We start from the raw sequence: 6,047 nt of genomic DNA, 5'->3' as shown, positions 1-6,047 counted from the left end.
CAGGGACATCTGCTGGATATCGGCAAACGATTTCTGTGATGCCTGGAGCCCGACTTTACTCAGCATGTAATCCGAGATTGCCGAGTTGTAATCCAGATCGACCAGATCGGAGCGCGTCTGCTCGTAAGCAATCTCGCGGTTACCGCCGACATCGTCCAGGGCGTCAAGCTCATTCATGCGTGCGCCGACCGAGGCCCGGGTGGTCAGCACGTTATCCAGCGAGGCATCCAACTTGCGGCTCGCGGTAGACAGGGTGTTGTCCAGCGCGGCCTGATCGGCATCGGTTTCGACGGGCTGACGCAGGGCATTGATGGTATCGCCGAGGGTCTTGAACAGGCTGGCCTGCTCCTCATTCATATCGCCACCCGGCGTGACGCTCAAGGAATCGCCGTCTGCCGGCTCGCCTTCCAGCGTCAGCGCCATGCCACCGAATTCGATGGTCTCGCCTTCGGTGTATGCCACATTGTTCTGATCGGTAAATTCAGTACCGGAACCTGCGATATCGTAGGTGCCATCACCATTGAAAGTGATGTCGAAGCTTTCACCATTCGCGGGATCATCGGCATCACGGACATCAGGCCCTGAGAACGTCATACTCCCCGTATTCCCCTCGCCGGCTTCGGCGATATACTCGCTACCCGACGAGAATTTCATGAATACATCGGAACCCGTATCGCTGGTCTTCATCGAGCGTTCGGCATCGATCTTCTGCTGCTTGACGCCCTGATCGCCTTCATAACTGATTGTATCGACACCACCATTGTCGGGATCGCCGCGCGAGAAGGCTTTGGCATCGTCCTGGTAACCGCTGAACAAGTAGGTGCCATTGCCATCGGTGGTATTACCCAGCCCGACCAACGTTTCATAGGTGCCCTCGAGATCGGACGCCAGCGACTCACGGTCGGCATCGCTCAAGGTACCGTTACCGGCTTGCACGACCATGGACTTGGCCGAGCCGATGGCATCGCTGACGCTGTCGAGGACGCTTTCTTCCTGACTCAGAGAATTCCGCGCGGTCGTACGGCTACTTTCCTGCTGCGCGTTGACAGCCAAAGACTGCGACACGCCTACCGCGCGCGAGGCGGCACGCGGATCATCGGAAGGATTCACCACACGCTTACCGGAAGCGATCTGCTGACCGACCTCCGTGAAATCGGCCTGCTGGCGGTTCATCGCCGAAACGCCCTGCTCGTACATCGTCACGGTGCTGATACGCATGTTTGCTTACCTCGTCACCACGCTGAGTTCATCCAGCGCCGTATTGTATTCGGGAACGAAACCCACAAAATCACTGCGTCGCTCGATCAGCGACATCAACGCAACTGCAGAACCGAATCGAGGACGCTCGACCCCACATCGATGACCCGTGCATTGGCCTGGTAATACTGCTGATAACGGACCAGGTTGGCGTACTCTTCATCCAGGTTCACGCCCGACTCGGACTGCTGATACTCGCGCAGTTGCTCGGTGAGTCCCGATTGCGCGTCCAGGTTGACCTGCGTGATGTTGGTGGTATTACCCACGTCATTGACCAGGGAGGCGTAAGCGTCGCTGACCGACGATGTTCCGCCGACGATTTTCTCGCTCTGCAAGTCGAGCAGCGACAGAGCGTTTTCATTGTTACCGCTACCGCCTTCACTACTCGCAGCGGCAATCTCCGAGCCCTCGCTGATCGCCACTTCGAAGTCCTGCGACGCAGTGCGCGTGGGCTGCAGCATAAAGCTATCGCCTTCTTGGACGTCACCTGAGAACGTCAAGGAAACGCCATCCACCGACGCCTTACCGTCATCATCTGGGCTCAAGGTGGTGGTCTTGCCATCGGAAAGCCGCTCGGCCTCGTACTCTTCACCTCCGGTGGCAGTAATACGGTAATCGCTCGAAGTCAGCTCGCTGACATCGCTGTATTCGGCAGTGACCTCACCATTGCCGTCATTCTCGCTATTGCTCATCACGCGCGGCGAGCCAATATTGAAGAAGGCCTCGCCATCGTCACCGTTGAGATCCTTGCCATTTTCGTGGATGGCATTGAACTCCGACCCCAGCACCGCCGTCATGCGGCCGAGCTGGTTCTGTACGCTGTCCAGCGTTTCACTGCGGAACGACAGCAAGCCACCCAGCTCGCCGTTCTCGAAAGCGCTCTCATCGATCTGATTGACGTTGCCCCCCGCGTCTCGATAACCGATCACCGTACGCGATGGATCTTCGCTGGAGGACACCGCTTCGAGATCATGGCTTTTCGTGCCCGAGACCAGCGGCTGGCCATTTTCCAGATTGATGTTGTAAGTATCGCCATCCTGGACGTTCAGGTCCGCGCCCACCAATTCATTGAGATCGGACACCAGCTTGTCGCGCTTGTCGAGTAGCGTATTAGGCTCTTCGCCGGACTTGGCACGCGCCTGGGTGATCTGATCATTGAGCGAGGCAATCTGCGTGGCGGTGTTGTTGATGTCCGTCACTGCCCCTTCGAGCTGCCCATTGAGGCTGCTGCGCATGTCGCCCAGGTAGGAGTCGAACGACCGAAACTGCGCCGCCATGGACGACGCCGAACCCAGCACTCCTTCGCGAGCGGCGGGATCGGATGCTGCGCCGGAGAGATCGTCCAGGCTGGAGAAGAAGTCCTGCATCAGGGGCGCTAGCCCCGCTTCACTATCGGCCAGCAGGTTATCGATCTGCGAAACCTGACTTTGATAGCTTTCCAGAGCACTTGTCTGGCTATTGGCGTCGTTGTACTGCTCGGTGACGTAGCTGTTGAACTGGCGCTGCACCTCGTCGACCGAGACCCCTGTGCCTGTCGAGCCATTACTGTAACTTTCCCCGAGAATCGGCAACTGACGGTTATAGCCTTCGGTGTTGACATTGCTCAGGTTGTTACTGGTGGTCGACAACGCTGCCTGGGCCGCATTGAGGCCACTCTGGCCAATCGAGAAAATGCTCATGACACGTTTTCCTGGCTAGGGGCACCGGACGCTATAGGAAAGGTGGCCGGTACGACGAATAAGGGTTACTTGTTATATCGGCAAGTCCGCGCAGGGCTTGAGGAAAAATCCATGCGACCGCTCAGAAAATACCCGTGGGCATACGCGACATACCATAGGGGTCGGCATCGTCAGCCGCTTCACCCGTCCCGGAGCGCTCGCTGGCACTGGCCAGCGCCGGACCGCTTTCGAGGCCATCATCGATCTGATCCATGACCTCGATCACCTTATCGGCATAATTCGGGTCGGTAGCATAACCGCCGGATTGCAAGGCACGCGCCGCATTCTGCGCTGTCGATGCCGTGACCACATCGGCATAACGCGGATCATCACCGATCAAGTGTGCGTAGTCCTTGAAGGCGGCCTCAAAGGAGTCGTAAACACGGAAGTCATCGCTTTGCTGGCGGGCACGTCCATCGACATACTCCGTGGTCATGATGCTCGTGGCGTCACCGTCCCAGCCATCGCTGGCCTTGATACCGAAGAGGTTATGGCTATTGCCGCCATCGCGGGTGGGGATCTCGCGCTCGCCCCAACCGGTTTCCAATGCCGCTTGCGCCAGGATCAATGACGCGGGTACACCGCTATCCTGGGCAGCCGCCTCGGCAGGCTCACGCAAGCGCGACAAGAATTCTTCGACATGCGGCGCCGCACGTGTCTCACCCGTATCGGCCTCCGCCACCGATGGTCGTGTCGCGCGATTGTCCGCCGCATCCGGCGTCGCCGACCCTGCAGACGAGGCACCGGATGCCTGCATCGCAGCGTCATCCTTGGTGACTGTATCCTTGGAAACTGTATCTTTGGGAGCTGTATCTTTGGGAACTACAGGATCGCTCAACACACGTGGCGTACCACGCGGGATACCGGCAATCAGATCGCTGCGCGTCACGGCGTCATCGCGGCCGACAATGCCTCTACCCTGCAACTGCTCGACCAGCATGTCCGAGAGCCCGATATCACCCGAGAGCTTTTGTGCCCATTGCTTGTCGAGCATCGACGTATAGGTATCGGTCGCATTGCTGTTGAGCAGATCGGACTGTGGAATCGCATCTCGCATGCTCTTAAGCATCATCTGCAGGAACACGGCCTCAAACTGATCCGCCGCTTGGGAGAGCCCCTTCTCGGGCGATTGACTCGCCGTATGCTTGAGCCGCGACAACGACTGCACATCGAGTGCGAACTGATTGCTGAGCCCATCGACACTCATCAAATGATCTCCAGTTCCGCATTGAGCGCGCCTGCGGACTTCAGCGCCTGCAGAATCGACATCAAGTCCTGGGGTGAAGCGCCCAGCGCATTGAGCGCGTTAACGACATCCATGAGATCGGCGCTGGTATTGACCATTTGCAGCGCCCCGCCTTCCTGTTGGATGGAAATATCCGCATCCGGCACCACCGCGGTATCGCCCTCGCTCAGAGGATTGGGCTGACTGACCTGAGGAGTCGAATCGATGGTCACCGAGAGATTGCCGTGCGCCACCGCCGCGCGATCCAGAGTCACCTCACGATTGAGGACCACCGAACCGGTACGCGAATTGACGATGACCTTGGCCGGGCCTTGGTTGGGCGTGACATCCAGGTTCTGGATACGCGCCATGAAATTGACCCGCGAGTTGCTGTCACTGGGCGATTTCAAGCGAATCAAGCGACCGTCCATCGCCGCTGCCACGGGCGTACCGAACTCCTGATTGATGGCCTCGACCACACGCTGCGCCGTGGTGAAGTCGGACTCATTGAGGTAAAGATCCAGCGTGCCGTCGCCGTGCCCCAGGCGCAGGGCCACTTCCTGCTCGACCGTGGCCCCACCGGGGATCCGCCCGGCCGCCGTGTGATTGACCTGAACACTGTTGCCGGCCTGCTGGGCACCCACACCACCGACTAGCAAATTGCCCTGTGCCATCGCGTATACGTTGCCATCCACCCCGCGCAGCGGCGTCATCAGTAGCGTGCCGCCACGCAGGCTGTCGGCGTTCCCCATCGAGGAAACGGTGATATCCATGTCCTGGCCCTGACGCGCGAAGGGAGGCATCTGCGCCGTCACCATGACGGCGGCTACGTTGCGCAGCTGCATATTGGTACCTTCGGGAACGCTCACGCCCAACTGCGAGAGCATGTTGATCAACGTCTGACCCGTAAACGGCGTCTGCGTCGTCTGATCGCCCGTGCCATCCAAGCCCACGACCAAGCCGTAGCCCACTAGCTGGTTCTCGCGGACCCCGGCAAAGCTCGCCAGGTCACGAATGCGTTCGGCCTGCGCGGGAGCGGCGCAGACCCCGCACAACAGCAGCACGCCCATCCAGCGCAGCAAACTTCTCATGGCGTATCTCATCCTCATCAGAAAGGCGCACTTATCAGAAAGGCGCAATATTCAGCCAGAGACGCTGGAGCCAACCCATATGCTGCGCCTCGTTGATATAACCATCACCCACGTATTCGATACGTGCATCGGCTACCTGCCCAGAAGGCACGGTGTTCTGCGTCGTCACCGAACGTGGATCGACGACCCCGGAGAAACGGATGTACTCGGTGCCCTGATTGATGGCGATACGCTTTTCCCCACGAATGCTTAGATTGCCGTTGGGCCGAATATCCACCACCGTCGCCGTCAAGGTGCCGGTGAACGTATTACTGGCACTCGCGCCACCGCTGCCTTCGAAATCGTTTTCGCCAGAGACATCCAGGCCGTTGTCCTCGAGAAAGCTCATCAGGTCAGGGATCGTCTCCAGATCCAGCCCCATGCTGCCCTCACGGTTGGCATTGGCCGAGGAATCCTTGCTGGCACTGACATCTTCGTTGATCGTGATCGTGATGATGTCGCCGAGCTGACGCGGACGCCGATCCTGAAAGAGCGGCTGATATCCGTAGCGCGCCTGATAAATCGCCCCATTGGGCTGCGACATTGGCGCCTCGGGATAGCTCACCGGCCCGGTATCCGGCACCACCGACTCATGCGGCAACTGTGCGCAGCCACTCATCATCAATAGCACGAGCAGACATAGCCCCCGCGCCAAGATGCCAAGCCCGTCGCGGCCAGCCATGAATCCGCCCATCACCGAGCGCGGCCTATCGTCGT

General features: G+C 59.1%; 5 protein-coding genes. All 5 read right to left on the bottom strand.

What is annotated here, in order from left to right; translation table 11 throughout:
• On the bottom strand, positions 1–1,218 hold a 1,218-nt coding region (flgL, locus tag OP495_RS12055; protein WP_280569508.1), incomplete at its 3' end, for a flagellar hook-associated protein FlgL.
• 95 nt (positions 1,219–1,313) lie between these two features.
• Complete coding sequence (gene flgK, locus OP495_RS12050; RefSeq protein ID WP_280569506.1) at positions 1,314–2,936, bottom strand: flagellar hook-associated protein FlgK; 1,623 nt, start codon at positions 2,934–2,936, stop codon at positions 1,314–1,316.
• Between the two features lie 121 nt (positions 2,937–3,057).
• Positions 3,058–4,182 carry a flagellar assembly peptidoglycan hydrolase FlgJ gene (gene flgJ, locus OP495_RS12045; protein ID WP_280569503.1) on the bottom strand — a complete coding sequence of 375 codons (1,125 nt, stop codon included), beginning with the start codon at positions 4,180–4,182 and terminating at the stop codon, positions 3,058–3,060.
• The gene (locus OP495_RS12040) at positions 4,182–5,291 is read right to left on the bottom strand and encodes a flagellar basal body P-ring protein FlgI (RefSeq protein ID WP_280562067.1); all 1,110 of its coding nucleotides are present in this window, start codon (positions 5,289–5,291) and stop codon (positions 4,182–4,184) included. Before OP495_RS12040 ends, flgJ begins: the two co-directional genes overlap by 1 nt.
• Positions 5,292–5,325: 34 nt before the next feature.
• Positions 5,326–6,012, bottom strand: a complete 687-nt coding sequence (locus OP495_RS12035; RefSeq protein WP_280562377.1) for a flagellar basal body L-ring protein FlgH — start codon at positions 6,010–6,012, stop codon at positions 5,326–5,328.
• Positions 6,013–6,047: the final 35 nt, after the last annotated feature.

Origin of the sequence: Chromohalobacter sp. 296-RDG, from assembly GCF_029889885.1 — a bacterium.
In the GTDB taxonomy this organism is placed as follows: Bacteria; Pseudomonadota; Gammaproteobacteria; order Pseudomonadales; family Halomonadaceae; genus Chromohalobacter.
The sequence above is the reverse complement of the archived record's forward strand: the minus strand, read 5'-3'. Positions and strand labels throughout refer to the sequence as shown.